This is a genomic window from Streptomyces azureus (assembly GCF_001270025.1).
In the GTDB taxonomy this organism is placed as follows: Bacteria; Actinomycetota; Actinomycetes; order Streptomycetales; family Streptomycetaceae; genus Streptomyces; species Streptomyces azureus.
Map to the genome: position 1 here is coordinate 1 of NZ_DF968278.1, position 12,731 is coordinate 12,731.

The following is a 12,731-nucleotide window of genomic DNA, read 5'->3' on the forward strand; positions in this document are numbered from 1 at the left end:
CGGCGGCGCCCTGGCCTCCGCCACCTGGGACCGGGTGAGCGCCAAGCACCTGTCGCCGCAGGAGTACCGCGTCCGGCCGCTGCTGCCGTGGGTCCCGGGCCCCGCGCCCGCCGCCCGCGTCGAACTGCCCGCCCTGCTGCGCGGCTACCTGCGCCTCGGCGCCTGGGTGTGCGGCGAACCGGCCCACGACCCGGACTTCGGCGTCGCCGACCTGTACGTGCTGCTGCCGATGAGCCGGGTCAACCCGCGCTACCTGCGGCACTTCCTGTCCCTCGTACCCGCCTGATGAGTGCCTGGCTGCCCACCGCGCCCTGCACACCGCGGGCCTGTGTGGAAGCTCCGGCGGGGGCGACGGCGCTTGCCGTGCCGCGTGCCGTGCTGCGGCTCACCGGGGTCGTCCTGCTGCTGCTCGCGGGGATTGTGCTGTCGCTGCTCGGCGCTCGGATACCGGCGCCCATGGTCCGGCGGTGGTGCCGGTGGATCGTGCGGGCCGCAGGGGTCCGGGTCCTCGTCACCGGCGCCGCCGTCCCCACCGGCGGACTGCTGCTGGTCGCCAACCACATCTCCTGGCTGGACGTACCGCTGCTCGCCGCCGTACGCCCCGCCCGGATGCTGGCCAAGACCGAGGTCCGGCGGTGGCCCGTCGCCGGGCCGCTGGCCGCCCGCGGCGGCACCCTGTTCATCGACCGGGACCGGCTGCGGGCCCTCCCGGACACCGTCGACCGTATCGCCCGGGCCCTGCGCGAGGGCACCGCCGTCGCGGCCTTCCCCGAGGGCAGCACCTGGTGCGGCCGTGCCCAGGGCACCTTCCGCCGGGCCGTCTTCCAGGCCGCCCTCGACGCCGGGGTGCCGGTCCAGCCGGTCCGGATCCGCTACCGGCTCACCGGCGGAACCACCACGACCGCCCCCGCGTTCGTCGGCGACGACACCCTGCTCGCCTCCCTGTGGCGGGTGGCGACGGCCCGCGGCCTGGTCGCCGAGGTCGAGGTCCGCGCCCCCATCCCCCCGGGCACCCACTCCGACCGCCGCTCCCTGGCCCACTCCGCCCAGCCTCAGGAGACGGCGGCGCCGGCGTGGACGCACACGGTGCTGGTGGCGTAGGGGGGCGTACCGGTCCGGTGGTGCGCCATGCCCGGTCCGGCCCGGTGGCCCGGTGGCGCCAGTGGCCGGGGCGGATCACCTTGGGGCGCGTAACGGTCTGGCGGTGGTGCCGGGGCGGATTACCTTGGCTCTCGGCGCGACCGGCTGCGGCGGGTGGCTCGGGCGCACACGGCGCTGGTGGCACAGGGCGCGTACCGGCCTGGCGGTGGTGCCGTGTCCGGCCCGGCGCGGGCCGGTGGCCGCGCCGCCTGGCGCTCGCCGCGACCGGCCGCGGTGGCGGCCCCGTCACGGGCGGCGGCGCGGACGAAGGCGGGGCGCCGAGGACGTTGCCCTTCGACCGCTGTGGGGGTGCTGGCCGTACGGGGCAGTTGCGCGGGCGCGCAGAGCGCTGAGGACGTTGCCCTTCCGCCGCCGCGCGGGGACCGGCCGTGCCGGGAGGGACACGGGGGCGGGACGCGTTCCCGCCTGGCGGCAGGTGGGTGACCAGTCGTTCCTCGACCGGTCTCAGCCACCCCTGGACAGCGTACGGGCGAGATACGGCGCGGTCCTGCTCCGCTCGGACCTCGCCACCTCCGCCGGCGGCCCCGCCGCCACGATCCGGCCGCCCGCACCGCCGCCGCCCGGGCCGAGGTCGACGACCCAGTCCGCGCCCGCGACGACGGACATGTCGTGCTCGACGACGATCACGGTGTGCCCGGCGTCGACGAGGCCGTGCAGCTGGCGCATCAGGACGTCCACGTCGGCCGGGTGGAGGCCGGTCGTGGGCTCGTCGAGGAGGTAGAGCGTGTGGCCGCGCCGACCGCGCTGGAGTTCGCTCGCCAGCTTGATGCGCTGGGCCTCGCCGCCGGACAGCTCGGTCGCGGGCTGGCCGAGGCGGAGGTAACCCAGACCCACGTCGAGCAGCGTGCCGAGGCTGCGGGCGACGGCCGGGGTGTCCGCGAAGAACTCCGCCGCGCTCTCCACCGTCAGGTCCAGCACCTGCGCGATGTTCCGCCCCCGGTACGTCACCTCCAGCGTCTGAGGGTTGTACCGGGCCCCGCCGCAGTCCGGGCAGGGCGCGTACGTGCTCGGCAGGAACAGCAGCTCCACACTGACGAACCCCTCGCCCTGGCACGTCTCGCAGCGCCCGCCCGCCACGTTGAAGGAGAACCGGCCGACGCCGAAGCCCCGTTCGCGCGCCCCGTCGGTGGCCGCGAACACCTTGCGCACGACGTCGAAGAGGCCGGTGTACGTCGCGAGGTTCGAGCGCGGGGTGCGTCCGATCGGCTTCTGGTCGACCGAGACCAGCCGGCCCACCCCGGCCGTGTCCTGCGTGATCTCCCCGATGAGCGTGGACTTGCCGGAGCCGGACACCCCGGTGACCGCGGTGAACACGCCGAGCGGGAACTCGGCGGCCGCACCGCGCAGGTTGTGCCGGGTGACCGGGCCGGTCTTCAGCCACCCGCTCGGTTCGCGCACCTCGCGCGCCGGGGTGGGGGAGTGGTCGAACAGGTAGCGGGCAGTCGCCGACTCCTCGACGGCCGCCAGCCCGGCGACCGGGCCGCTGTGCAGCACCCGCCCGCCGTGCTCGCCCGCGTGTGGACCCACGTCGACCAGCCAGTCGGCCCCGCGTACGACATCGAGGTGGTGCTCCACCACGAACACCGAGTTCCCGGCCGCCTTCAGCCGCTCCAGCACGACGAGCAGCGCCTCGGTGTCCGCCGGGTGCAGCCCCGCCGACGGCTCGTCGAGGACGTAGACGACACCGAACAGGCCGGAGCGCAGCTGGGTGGCGAGGCGCAGGCGTTGCAGCTCGCCCGCGGAGAGGGTGGGGGCGGGCCGGTCGAGGCTGAGGTAGCCGAGGCCGAGTTCGACGATCGGCGCGATGCGGGAGGTGAGGTCGTCGGTGAGGACCCGGGCGGTCTGCGACGTCGCGTCGAGACCGGCGGCCAGCTCCACCAGCGGCAGCGCCGCCAGCTCGGCGATGGTCCGGCCGCCGAACGTCACCGCCAGCGCCTCGGGCCGCAGCCGGCTGCCCCCGCAGGCCGGGCAGGGGGCGCTGGTGAGGAACCGCTCGGCCTTCGCCCGCAGGGTCGGGCTCTTGGAGTCCGAGAAGGTCTTCATCACATACCGCCGGGCGCTCATGTACGTGCCCTGGTACGGCCGCTGGATCCGGTCCGCCTCCCGCACCGGGTGCACGGTGACCACCGGCTGCTCGTCGGTGAACAGGATCCACTCGCGCTCGTCGGCTGGCAGCTCCCGCCACGGCCGGTCCACGTCGTACCCGAGGGCGTCGAGGACGTCCCGCAGGTTCTTGCCCTGCCAGGCGCCCGGCCACGCGGCGATCGCGCCCTCGCGGATCGACAGCGACGGGTCGGGGACCAGCAACTCCTCGCTCGTACGGTGGACCCGGCCGAGCCCGTGGCACTCCGGGCAGGCCCCGGCCGCCGTGTTGGGCGAGAAGGCGTCGGAGTCGAGACGCCCGGCGCCGGGCGGGTAGGTGCCGGCCCGGGAGAACAGCATCCGCAGCGAGTTGGAGAGATTGGTGACGGTGCCGACCGAGGAGCGCGAGGTGGGCGCCGCCCGGCGCTGCTGGAGCGAGACGGCCGGCGGCAGACCGGTGATCTCCCCGACCTTCGGCGCGCCCACCTGGTGGATCAGCCGGCGCGCGTACGGCGCGACCGACTCGAAGTAGCGCCGCTGCGCCTCCGCGTAGATCGTGCCGAACGCCAGCGACGACTTGCCCGAGCCGGAGACGCCGGTGAACACGGCCAGCACGTCCCGGGGAATGTCGACGTCGATGCCCTTGAGGTTGTGCTCGCGGGCGCCGCGGACACGGACGTACGGGTCGTGGGCCTGGTGGGGGTCGTGCATGGGCAACGACTCTAACCGGAGGTGATCGCGGCCAGCCGCCGGTAGGAGTCCAGCAGCGCCTCGCGGTCGAACGTGCTGGTGGTGACCAGGACCTCCTGTGCCCCCGTCTCTTTGAGCATCGTCTCCAGCTCGTGCGCGACCTGCTCCTCGGTCCCGGCGATGTGGTCGGTGAGGCCGGACTCGTAGAAGCGGCGTTCCTTGCCGGTCATGGTGAGCGCCTCGACGCGCTCGGCGGGCGGCAGGGGCGGGAAGGTGCCGTGCGTGCGGGAGTACGCCATCGCCCAGGCCTCCGGGACGAGCAGCCGCCGGGCCTCCTCGGGGGTCCCGGCCACCGCGACCGTGCCCGAGACGACCACGTACGGCTCGCTCGCCCAGGGCGAGGGGCGGAAGTGCTCGCGGTAGTGGTCGATGCCGCGCCGCATCTTCTCCCGGTTCCTGAAGTCGCCGATGACCATGGGCAGGCCCGCGCGGGCCGCGATGCCGGCGCCCTCGCCCATGGCCAGGACGAACGGCGGCACGGTCAGTCCCTCGGCGGGACGGGCGTGCACTCGGGTCGGGGAGGTGCCCAGGAACCAGCCGAGCAGCTCCCGCAGCTGGGCCTCGAAGTCCTCGGCATCCTCCTTGTCACGGCCCAGGGCCTTGCGCACCCCGTCCGTGAAGCCGACGGACCGCCCCAGACCCATGTCGATCCGCCCGGGGAACAGCGACTCCAGCACCCCGAACTGCTCGGCCACGACCAGCGGCCGGTGGTTGGGCAGCATCACCCCGCCGGTGCCGACCCGGATCGTCCGCGTCGCGGCGGCGACGGCGGCCGCCAGCACGGTCGGAGCGGAACCAGCGACCCCGGGAACCCCGTGATGCTCCGAGACCCACAGCCGGTGGTACCCGAGCCCCTCCAACTCCCCGGCCAGGCGCACGGTGTCGCGCAGCGCCTCGGGATGCGTGTGCCCCTCGCGGGTGCGGGAGCGGTCGAGGACGGAGAAACGGGTGGAGGCGATCGAGGAACTCACACCGGGTTCAACGCGTGACGGATCGTGGCATTCCCGCCGGTGCCGCCTCGCCGAAAACCCGGTGACCGCATCCCCGCACGTCAGGACAATGGAGCGGCACGGCCCGGCACCGCCGGGTGCAGAGCACCAAAAGAGGGGACCGGCCATGGCCGTCGCGAACATCCTGCTGTCCGGCATCGTCGGCTCGACCGCGTACGGCCTGGCCCATCAGGGCTCGGACATCGACCGCCTCGGCATGTTCGCCGCGCCCACCGAGGCTCTGCACGGGCTCCACACGCCGAAGGAGTCCCACGTCACCACGGCACCGGACCGCACCCTGCACGAGGCCGCCAAGTGGTGCCGGCTCGCCCTCGGCGGCAATCCGACCGCCATGGAACTGGTGTGGCTCCCGGACGAGCTGTACGAGGTGCGTACCCCGCTGGGCGACGAACTGATCGGCATACGTGCGTCGTTCCTGTGCGCGAAGCGCGTCCGGGACGCCTATCTCGGCTACGCCACCCAGCAGTTCCGCCGGCTCGAGAACCGCGGCGACGGCTCGTTCTCTGCGGATACCCGAAAGCGCACCGCGAAGCACGCCCGGCACCTGAAGCGGCTGTGCCACCAGGGCCTGTCGCTGTACACCACCGGCCGACTGGAGATCCGCGTCGAGGACCCCGAGGAGTACCACGCCTTCGGCGAGCGCGTCGCCGCCGACCCGGCGGCCGCGCTGCCCCTGCTCAGGCACTACGAGGCCGCCTTCGACGAGACGCCCACCGTGCTGCCCGAGCGGCCCGACGAGGCGGCCGTCGAGGCGTGGCTGCGCCGGGTCCGCGGCCTCTTCTACACCGCGGAGACGGCCACGTCGTGCTCGTGCTCGCAGGCCTCGTCGATGCCGTAGGTGTCCCAGGCGGGGAACGGGTCGTCCACCGGCACGGGCTCGCCGGGCGCCATCAGGCAGTCGGTCAGGGCGGTGTGCAGAGCCGGGGCGTCCAGCCCCGTGCCGATGAACACCAGCTCCTGCGCGAACGGGGTGTCCCCGTTTCGGGCCGCGGAAGGTTCGAAGCGGGCGACGGAGCCGGCCTGTGACCACAGGCCCGTCACGTGCGGGCGGCTCGCCAGGGTGAAGAAGCCCTTGGAGCGCAGGATCCGCCCGTACGTCCCGGCGTCCAGTTCCTCCGTGACGAACGTCCACAACCTTGCGGCGTGGAAAGGGAGTTCGGAGCGGAAGACGGTGGAGGAGATGCCGTACTCCTCGGTCTCGGGCACGTGGTCGCCGTTGAGTTCCCGGACCCAGCCCGGCGCCTGCTGGGCGCGTTCCAGGTCGAACAGCCGGGTGCCGAGCACCTGGCGGAGGTCCACCCGGCCGTGCGTCGCCGGGACCAGCCGGGCGACAGGGTTCAGCCGGGTCAGGGCCGCCCGCAGCCGGGCTGCCGCCTCCTCGTCGACCAGGTCGAGCTTGTTGAGGACCAGGACGTCGGCGAACTCGACCTGGTCGACGAGCAGATCGCTGACCGTGCGCTCGTCGTCCTCGTAGGGGGCGAGGCCCCGCTCGGCGAGGTCGTCGCCGCTGTCCAGCTCGGCGAGGAAGTTGGCCGCGTCCACGACCGTGACCATGGTGTCCAGCAGGGCCACGTCGTCGAGGGTGGCGCCGTCGTCACGGGCGAAGGCGAAGGTGGCCGCGACGGGCATCGGCTCGGAGATCCCGGACGACTCGATGAGGAGATGGTCGAACCGGCCCTCGCGGGCCAGCCGGTCCACCTCTTCCAGCAGGTCGTCGCGAAGTGTGCAGCAGATGCAGCCGTTGGTCATCTCGACCAGGCGTTCCTCGGTCCGCGACAGGGCGGCCTCGCCGCCGCGCACCAGGGCCGCGTCGATGTTGACCTCGCTCATGTCGTTGACGATGACGGCGACGCGCAGCCCCTCGCGATTGCCGAGGACATGGTTGAGCAGGGTGGTCTTGCCCGCCCCCAGGAATCCGGAGAGGACGGTGACGGGCAGCCGTTCGTACGACACGGTGTCAGCCCTCGGGGCGCAGCAGCCCGCGCTCGTAGGCCTTGACCAGGTTCTGCGGTACGAGGTGACGCACGCCGTCGACGGTGACCGGGACCAGCGTCGGCGTGGCGGCCTTCCACTGGGCGCGGCGGTGACGGGTGTTGCTGCGGGACATCTTCCGCTTCGGGACAGCCATGGGACTCCTCCTCGGTGGACAGGCACCGAGGACGCTACATGAAAATGGAACCCATTAACAATTCGCGTCCCCGGTGTCCGGCACCGATGTCCCGGTGGTGCGTCAGTCGTCGGCGCCCACGAGCATCCGCACCTCGAACTCCTCGTGTGCGGTGCTGTCCTCGGCCGGGCCCTTGTCCAGCACCGTGCCGAGCCAGCCCAGCAGGAAGCCCAGGGGGATGGAGACGATGCCGGGGTTCTGGAGCGGGAACCAGGCGAAGTCGGCCTCGGGGTAGAACGAGGCCGGGGCGGAGGAGACGACGGGGGAGAACACGGCGAGCAGGACGGAGCTGAGCAGGCCGCCGTAGAGGCTGAGCAGTGCTCCCTTCGCCGTGAAGCGGCGCCAGAAGAGGGTGTACATGATCGTCGGCAGTATCGCGGAGGCCGCGATGGCGAAGGCGAGGAACGCCAGCGTCGCCGTGTTCGCCCCCCAGGCGACGAGGGCCAGCAGGATGCCGAGGATGCCGATGACCGCCCCGGACAGCCGGGCGACGGTCAGCTCCTCCGTCTCGCTCGCCCGGCCCTTGCGGATCACCTCGCTGTACAGGTCGTGCGCGAGGGACGAGGCCGCGGCCAGGGTCAGGCCCACCGCCACGGCGAGCAGGGTCAGATACGCCAGGCAGGTCAGCAGCGCGGTGAGGACGCTGCCGCCCAGCTCGTGCGCGAGCAGCAGGACGGAGGCGTTGCCGGTGCGGTCCGTGCTCTCGATGGCGTCCCGGCCGAGGAGCGCGGTGGCCCCGAGACCGAGGATGCCGGCCCCGAAGCAGACAGCGCCGACCAGGCCGATGGCCCACAGGACGGAGCGGCGCAGGACGCTGCTGCTGCGCGGGGCGAGCAGCCGCATCAGCACGTGCGGAAGGGCGGCGAGGCCGAGCACGATGGCCAGTTCGAGGCTGAGGAAGTCCAGCTTGTTGCTGACGGTGCCGCCGTAGCGCAGCCCCGGTTCGAGGAACGTCAGACCGGTTCCGCTGCGGTCGGCCGCCCTCTCGAGCAGCGCGTTGGGGTTCCAGTCGAAGCGGTGCAGCACCCAGCCCGCCGTGAACAGCACGCCCGCGATCAGCATCACGGCCTTGATGATCTGGATGACCGTCGCTCCGGGCATGCCCCCGAGGGAGGCGTACAGGATCACGAAGGTACCGATCACGGCCACGCACAGGGTGCGGGTGGTGTCACTCGGCGCGCCGGTGAACTGCGTCAGCAGAGCGACGCTGCCGACGAGTTGGGCCACCAGGTAGAGGGTCGTGATGGCCAGGATGCAGACGGCCAGCGCCACCCGCACGGGCCGCTGCTGCCGGGGCAGGCGCAGCGCCACCGTGTCGCCCAAGGTGAACTTCCCGGTGCGTTGCAGGGGTTCGGCGATGAGCAGCAGCACCATCATCCAGGCGACGGTGGTGCCGCCGAGGTACATCAGTCCGTCGTACCCGGTCAGGGCGACCAGTCCGGTGCTGCCCAGCAGGGTGGCGGCGGACAGGTAGTCGCCGCACATGGCGAGGCCGTTGCGCAACGGCGACATGGTGCGGTTGCCGAGGTAGAACTCGCTGATCTCGTCGCGCTGAGGCGCCGTCAGCAGTGCCGTGAACAGGGTGATCACGACGACGGTCAGGAACAGTACGAACGTCAGCTGGAGGCTGCTGTCGTCGATGGCGGCGATCGTCACCACGTGCGGAACCCCCTCGCGCCGGGCTGGACGGGCTGCCCGGCCCCTTGGGACGGCGCCGACGGGCGGGTGCGGCGGTTCTCGTTCTCGTACTGCCGGGACCTCAGGCCGCGGGCGAGCGGATCGACCCGGGTGCGCATGTGCCGGACGTAGCACCACGCGGTCACACCCATGATGACGAACTGCCCGAGACCGAGGGCGAGTCCGATCGTGAGGTGGCCGAACAGCGGCTGGTTCATCACCGCGGGCACAAAACTCGACAACAGCACATACAGCAGGAATCCGCCGACGGACAGGATCGTCGCCCGGGCGCCGAACCGGCGCTGCGCGCGACGCAGGGAGTGGAATTCGGGATGGTCGGATATGCGAGGCGGCGGAGCGTGTTCGATGTGCGGAAGCGGGAATGTGGGAGTGTCATCCCGTCGCGGTGGAAATTCGGGCACAGGCGCACCTTCTTCGCTGCTACGTGCCCCGCACTCGACCCCTTCGAGTCAGTGGTCTCGTCCGGTTTTCGAGCAGGGTGGAGGAACGCCGGACGCACTGTGGGGGTGCGGGCTCTGTGGGGGTCTCGTGAAACCGAAAAACTCGCTGTTCGGATTCACGCGGACGGCCTCGGGGTTCTGTGTGGAGATCCCCGAATCAGCCTCGGCCACGGGTAGTGGCGAGGCTGAATGCGGAGTATGTCAGTGCGACGCTTGAGCCATCAACTGTGACGGACGATCAACCTCTGCTCGTGGCTGGTTCATGCCACAGTCGCAGGGCTGGTGAAACTGCGACGGCCTGCGGGAAAGGATCGGTCCGTGAAGAGTACGGACCATTTCTCCCGGCCAGGCTGTCTCACAGCGCACCGTGCCGTCTGACAGCCCGGCCGGCCTGGTCAGAAGCGGGCGCCGACGGCGGTGCCGGACCGGGGGACGAGGAACGCCGGCGCCTTCGGCAGCGAGCCGTCCGCCGCCCGGGGGCCGGTGAGCGGACCCGGGTCAGTGCTCAGTACCGAGGCTGCGTCCCAAGTTCCACCGACGTTCCAGGAGTTGCCGTCGGCGACGGTCCCGGTCCCGACGGCCGCCGGGCGCTGGTCCGCGACGGACAGGTTGCCGGTGAGCCTGGCGGTCCCGGCCGAGACGTCGGCGTCGAAACCCGTACCGGCGTTGCCGTACGTGGAGTTGCGGCTCAGGACGAGGGAGCCCGGGTTGCCGTTGTCGGTGAAGCCGTGCTTGGCGTTCTTGAACGAGACGCTGCCCCGGACCGTGTGGGCCACGGCCGGGGCCGGGCTGCCCCCGCCGAGTTTGAAGCCGTTCCCGTCGCCCGCGAAGTCGGGGAAGTTCCAGCGGTTGAAGCCGTTGCCGTACGCCACCGTGTTCTCGATCGTGATCGGTGAGGCGAACTTCCAGGCGTCGAAGCCGTCGTCGACGTTGTTCCACAGCCGGGCGCCGCGCACCACGTTGCCCGAACCACTGCCCTCCTTGACGGCCAGGCCGTCGGCGCTCTCACCGTTCTTGCGGGGGTCGCGGTTGCCGTAACTGTCCAGGTTCAGGATCTGGTTGCCGCTGGAGGCTCCCTGGAGCTGGAAACCGGACTCGTAGTTGTCGTGCGTGCTCAGGCGCGCGAAGACATTGCTGTTGCAGCCGTCGCAGTACACACCGTACGGGCCGTTGACGATCTCCAGACCCGAGATCCGCCAGTGCGACGCCTCCATGTGGACCGCACCGCGCTCGGCACGCGGGATGCTGCCGCCGACCGGGGTGTGACTGGCGGACAGTTTCTCCCCGTCGACGACCACACGCTCGCCCTGGTGGGGCGAGAGGGTGATGGGCTGGGAGGCGGTCCCCGAGGTGGTGATGGTGATGTTGTCGGTGAGGGCGTACGTCCCGCCGCGCACGCTGATGGTGTCGCCGGGCCGCGCGAGGTCCACCGCCCGCTGGATGGTCTTCAACGGCCGGGCGGGCGTGCCGGGGCGGAGTCGTCCCCGTTCGGCGCCACGACCAGGGTCGCGCCCGCGGCGGCCGCAGGCCACGCCGGCCCGGCCAGCGCCATGACCATTGCGGCCCCCGTCATCGCCACCGACCAGATCGCTGCGTTGCGCATGCGGCCTCCTGCCTGTGTCTGTGCCTGTGTGGGTGTCGCAGAGCAGTGGCCGCCCGGGGGGTGGAGGTTGCCGGGGTACGGGACGCGGCCGGGGCCGAGTGCGGGCGCGGCCGCGGCAAGGCTGCCGGGCGTCGTCGGCGGGGGTGGGTGGCGGGCCGGCCTGGGCACGGCCGTGCGTTCCTGCGTACCGGGAGCTGGGCAGGGACTCGCCGCCCGTTGGCGGGCTGGCCGTGGGCACGGCCCCGTTCTCGGGGCCTGGGGCTGGAACCTGGGACGGGCCGGGGCTGCGGAGGGCTCCTGGCGCGGCCCCGTGTTCCTGCGTACCGGGATCTGGGCAGCAGGGTCGTCGCTCGTGTGGCGGGCTGGCCCCGGGCAAGACCCCGTTTCCGACCAGAGCCCGGGCGTGGGGCGGGGCGATGAACCGGCTCCGGGCATGGCCCCGCGTCCTGCGTACCGGGAGCCGGGCTGGGGACTCGCCGACCGGGTGACGGGCCGGGCATGGGCACGGCCCCCGTTCCTGTGGACCGGGGCCCGGGCGTGGGGCGGGGTGACGGATCGGCTCATGGGGCGGCCCCGCGTTGCCGCCGACCGGGAGCAGGGCAGCGGACTGGCCGCCCGGGTGGCGGGTCGGCTCCGGGCGGCCCCGTGTGCCCGAGGACCGGGGCCCGCGCAGTGGACTCGCCGCCGCGTGTCACCGGCGCTCGCGGTCGGCCTGGCCGGGGCGGACGGCCCGGGACGCGGACGGGGGCCGGGGGAGGTGGGCGCGCAGGCCGGGGCGGGGCTGTCGGCGTCGCCGGTGGTGCGGGGTGAGGGGTCGGCACTGGGCGCGGTTCCGCGTTTCCGAGGACCGGGGCCCGCGCAGTGGACTCGCCGCCGCGGGCCACCGGCGCTCGCGGTCGGCTTGGACGGGGTCGGACGACGGGAACCGTGGACGGCTCTAGGGTGGGCAGCGTGAATGACGACCGCAGCAAGGCCCCGTTGGCCGTGTTCGACCTGGACAACACCCTCGCCGACACCGCGCACCGGCAGCGGTTCCTGGAGCGCAGGCCGCGGGACTGGGACGGCTTCTTCTCGGCGGCGCCGCAGGACCCGCCGCTCCCGGAGGGCATCGCGCTGGTCAAGGAGAGCGCGCGGGAGTGCGAGATCGTCTACCTCACCGGGCGGCCCGAGCGCTGTCGGCGCGACACGCTCGACTGGCTCGCCTTGCAGGAGCTGCCCGAGGGGCGGGTGTACATGCGGCGCGACGCCGATCGCCGGCCCGCCCGGTTCACCAAGCTGGAGATCCTGCGGCGGCTCGCCCGCACGCGCGAGGTCCGTGTCCTCGTGGACGACGACGAACTGGTCTGCGAGGACGCCCGGCTCGCGGGCTTCACCGTCGTACGGGCCGACTGGGCGGCCAGGTCCGCCGAGCTGAAGGTGGCGCAGGAGCGGGAAGGGCGCACCTGAGAGCACGAGTTGGAGGAGTGTTTACCTCCGGCGGGTATCTCCTTGCCAGGAAGCAGGCCGCACCGGCGCACTCGTGCCCGGACAGCGGACAGCGGACATACGGGGGATGCCATGAAGGGACGTCGTAGGGGCGCGCTCGCGGCAGCGGCGCTCGTCGGCGCGGTGCTGCTCACCGGCTGTACCGAGCCCGACCGGAGTGAGATCGTCACCTGGACCGACGAACACGGCCGGGCCTGCACGGGCGTGGCGATCGTCGACTCCGAGGACGGCGACCGGGAGGTGAGCAGCATCGACTGCGACTACCCGCCGGAGGGCGAGCGGCCGGGTCGTTCCACCTCGGCGCCTCTGCCGGACTGAGTCGGCCGTTCGGAGGA

General features: G+C 72.6%; 12 protein-coding genes and 1 pseudogene. 5 read left to right on the top strand and 8 right to left on the bottom strand.

The features are described 5' to 3' along the window. Positions 1-286, top strand: a pseudogene (locus tag AOQ53_RS17465) (GNAT family N-acetyltransferase); the annotation flags it as partial. Then, positions 286-1,101: a lysophospholipid acyltransferase family protein gene (locus AOQ53_RS17470; protein WP_059418343.1), complete on the top strand. Its 816-nt coding sequence runs from the start codon at positions 286-288 to the stop codon at positions 1,099-1,101. The pseudogene AOQ53_RS17465 and the gene AOQ53_RS17470, both read left to right, overlap by 1 nt. Positions 1,102-1,605: 504 nt before the next feature. Here AOQ53_RS17470 and AOQ53_RS17475 read toward each other — a convergent pair. Beyond that, positions 1,606-3,954 (bottom strand): ATP-binding cassette domain-containing protein, encoded by a 2,349-nt coding sequence (locus AOQ53_RS17475; RefSeq protein ID WP_059418344.1) that lies wholly within the window; start codon positions 3,952-3,954, stop codon positions 1,606-1,608. An 11-nt stretch (positions 3,955-3,965) separates the two neighbouring features. After that, on the bottom strand, positions 3,966-4,964 hold the full coding sequence (locus AOQ53_RS17480; protein ID WP_059418345.1) for an LLM class flavin-dependent oxidoreductase: 999 nt from the start codon (positions 4,962-4,964) through the stop codon (positions 3,966-3,968). A 145-nt stretch (positions 4,965-5,109) separates the two neighbouring features. On the opposite strand from AOQ53_RS17480, the gene AOQ53_RS17485 reads away from it, so the two are divergent. Further along, entirely contained in the window at positions 5,110-5,841 is a 732-nt protein-coding gene (locus AOQ53_RS17485) for a nucleotidyltransferase domain-containing protein (RefSeq protein WP_059418346.1), read from the top strand. On the opposite strand, the gene AOQ53_RS17490 is transcribed toward AOQ53_RS17485, so the two are convergent. The 6 genes from AOQ53_RS17490 to AOQ53_RS46335 all read right to left on the bottom strand — a co-directional run bounded on the left by AOQ53_RS17490 (position 5,784) and on the right by AOQ53_RS46335 (position 10,911). Next, complete coding sequence (locus AOQ53_RS17490) at positions 5,784-6,956, bottom strand: GTP-binding protein (protein WP_059418347.1); 1,173 nt, start codon at positions 6,954-6,956, stop codon at positions 5,784-5,786. The two genes, AOQ53_RS17485 and AOQ53_RS17490, sit on opposite strands and share 58 nt — an antisense overlap. A 4-nt stretch (positions 6,957-6,960) precedes the next feature. Next, positions 6,961-7,131, bottom strand: a complete 171-nt coding sequence (gene rpmF / locus AOQ53_RS17495) for a 50S ribosomal protein L32 (protein ID WP_010043581.1) — start codon at positions 7,129-7,131, stop codon at positions 6,961-6,963. Positions 7,132-7,233: 102 nt separating this feature from the next. Beyond that, positions 7,234-8,829, bottom strand: coding sequence for a sodium/solute symporter (locus AOQ53_RS17500; protein ID WP_059418348.1), 1,596 nt, complete (start codon positions 8,827-8,829; stop codon positions 7,234-7,236). After that, positions 8,823-9,269 carry a DUF485 domain-containing protein gene (locus AOQ53_RS17505; RefSeq protein ID WP_059418349.1) on the bottom strand — a complete coding sequence of 149 codons (447 nt, stop codon included), beginning with the start codon at positions 9,267-9,269 and terminating at the stop codon, positions 8,823-8,825. Before AOQ53_RS17505 ends, AOQ53_RS17500 begins: the two co-directional genes overlap by 7 nt. Positions 9,270-9,703: 434 nt before the next feature. Further along, positions 9,704-10,759, bottom strand: a complete 1,056-nt coding sequence (locus AOQ53_RS17510) for a right-handed parallel beta-helix repeat-containing protein (protein WP_236711713.1) — start codon at positions 10,757-10,759, stop codon at positions 9,704-9,706. Next, complete coding sequence (locus tag AOQ53_RS46335; protein WP_236711714.1) at positions 10,756-10,911, bottom strand: hypothetical protein; 156 nt, start codon at positions 10,909-10,911, stop codon at positions 10,756-10,758. Before AOQ53_RS46335 ends, AOQ53_RS17510 begins: the two co-directional genes overlap by 4 nt. A 951-nt stretch (positions 10,912-11,862) precedes the next feature. On the opposite strand from AOQ53_RS46335, the gene AOQ53_RS17515 reads away from it, so the two are divergent. Both AOQ53_RS17515 and AOQ53_RS17520 read left to right on the top strand, forming a co-directional pair. After that, positions 11,863-12,357, top strand: a complete 495-nt coding sequence (locus tag AOQ53_RS17515) for a phosphatase domain-containing protein (protein ID WP_059418382.1) — start codon at positions 11,863-11,865, stop codon at positions 12,355-12,357. 111 nt (positions 12,358-12,468) lie between these two features. Continuing rightward, complete coding sequence (locus AOQ53_RS17520) at positions 12,469-12,714, top strand: hypothetical protein (RefSeq protein WP_059418350.1); 246 nt, start codon at positions 12,469-12,471, stop codon at positions 12,712-12,714. Positions 12,715-12,731 lie beyond the last annotated feature (17 nt).

Bases quoted from the DNA above. Each gene is read 5' to 3' on its own strand.
- rpmF (WP_010043581.1), bottom strand. From the start codon at position 7,131: ATGGCTGTCCCGAAGCGGAAGATGTCCCGCAGCAACACCCGTCACCGC.
- AOQ53_RS17475 (WP_059418344.1), bottom strand. From the start codon at position 3,954: ATGCACGACCCCCACCAGGCCCACGACCCGTACGTCCGTGTCCGCGGC.
- AOQ53_RS17485 (WP_059418346.1), top strand. From the start codon at position 5,110: ATGGCCGTCGCGAACATCCTGCTGTCCGGCATCGTCGGCTCGACCGCG.
- AOQ53_RS17520 (WP_059418350.1), top strand. From the start codon at position 12,469: ATGAAGGGACGTCGTAGGGGCGCGCTCGCGGCAGCGGCGCTCGTCGGC.
- AOQ53_RS17470 (WP_059418343.1), top strand. From the start codon at position 286: ATGAGTGCCTGGCTGCCCACCGCGCCCTGCACACCGCGGGCCTGTGTG.
- AOQ53_RS46335 (WP_236711714.1), bottom strand. From the start codon at position 10,911: ATGCGCAACGCAGCGATCTGGTCGGTGGCGATGACGGGGGCCGCAATG.